Source organism: Brevibacterium sp. S22 (genome assembly GCF_004745485.1).
Lineage (GTDB): Bacteria > Actinomycetota > Actinomycetes > Actinomycetales > Brevibacteriaceae > Brevibacterium.
Map to the genome: position 1 here is coordinate 1 of NZ_RHFG01000058.1, position 1,715 is coordinate 1,715.

Genomic DNA, 1,715 nt, shown 5'->3' on the forward strand with positions numbered 1-1,715 from the left:
CACCTGACTTTCACAACTGGATGCTGATTTCGCGATTCTATTTGCATTTGTGCTGGTCACGAGGTCGGGGATTCTGTTGGTGGGACACTAATCTGCTGTCTACGATGGGGTTATGTCGCCTCGTCTACGGAAAGTCACCACCGGTTCCGGGGCCACTGCCGTGCAGATCGTGCGCAAACACCGTGGCAAAGTCACCGTCCTTGAACACCTCGGGTCCGCTCATACAGAAGCAGAACTGACAGCTCTGCTGACCGCCGGGGAAGAGAAGCTCGCTGACTACGGTGCAGCCGAACAACTCGAACTCGAACTGGGCCTACCCACCGATGCTGCTGCACCACCACGAGTGCGAACCGTTGTGGGATCACGATCATCCGTCCTCATCGACGCCATCACCCAGTCGTGGAAGAGACTCGGCTTCGGCAAGGTGATCAAAGACAACGCCTTCTTCCACCTCGTGCTGGCACGACTCGTTGAACCCACGTCGAAAGTCGACAGCCTCCGTGTCCTTGCCGAACTCGGTATCGAGCCACCACACCCCAACACGTTCTTCAACTGTCTCCGACGGGCCAACGAACGCGACTACCGCGGGAAGATCGCAGACACATGCTTCGCCCACAGTGTCGCCACCACCGGCATCAGCCTGCTCCTCTACGACGTCACGACGCTCTATTTTGAGGCTGAAAAGGAAGACGCGCTGCGCCAGGTCGGGTACTCGAAAGAACGCCGTGTCGACCCCCAGATCGTCGTCGGATTGCTCGTCGATCGGACCGGGTTCCCACTCGAGATCGGGTGCTTCGAAGGATCGAAAGCCGAGACCCACACGATCATTCCCGTGATCAAAGCCTTCCAAGAACGGCACCACGTCACAGACATGGTCGTCGCCGCTGATGCCGGAATGCTCTCAGCCAAGAACCTCAAGGAACTCGATGATGCCGGGCTGCGGTTCATCGTCGGGTCGAGGCAGACGAAAGCCCCGCACGATCTGGCGACCCATTTTCGGTGGAATGGTGAGTACACCGACGATGGGCAGATCATCGACACGATCACCCCGAAGGGTGTGAAGCGACTTGACCCGGATCGGGTGAAGAAGAGACGCGAACCCGTCTGGTCAGCCCAGGAGCATCCGGATGCGTGGCGGGTGGTGTGGCAGTACCGGCGTAAGCGTGCGATGCGTGATGAGCAGACGCTGAACCTGCAGCGTAATCGGGCATTGGCGATCATCGATGGGGAGAAGCCGGCGAAGAAGGCACGGTTTGTCAAGGTCACGGATGAGGAGAAGGCCTTCGATGAGAAGGCTTACGAGCGGGCGATGAAGCTGACTGGGTTCAAGGGCTACGTGACGAACATTCCGGCCGGGACCATGTCGGCTGCTGAGGTGATCAGCAGTTATCACGACTTGTGGCATGTCGAGCAGTCTTTCCGGATGTCGAAGACAGACTTGAGGGCCAGGCCGATCTTTCACCGGAAGAGGGATGTGATCGAGGCGCACTTGACGCTCGTGTTCACCTCCTTGGCTGTGTCGAGGTTCATGCAGGAGGCGACCGGGGCGTCGTTGAAGAAGATCATCACGAGCCTGCGGCCGTTGCGAGAGTTCACCGGGCGTGTGGGTGGCCAAGACATCACCTTCGATCCCGAGGTCACTGGCGAGGCGAGAGAAATCGCGGCGGAGCTACTGCCGGACCGATTTTCGGGACACTAAAATTGTGAAACTCAGG

Annotated in this window: 1 protein-coding gene; it reads left to right on the top strand. The window is 58.8% G+C overall.

Features of this window, described 5'->3' with window-relative positions:
- Positions 1-112: 112 nt before the first annotated feature.
- Positions 113-1,699 (top strand): IS1634 family transposase, encoded by a 1,587-nt coding sequence (locus EB835_RS20105; protein ID WP_135811187.1) that lies wholly within the window; start codon positions 113-115, stop codon positions 1,697-1,699.
- Positions 1,700-1,715 lie beyond the last annotated feature (16 nt).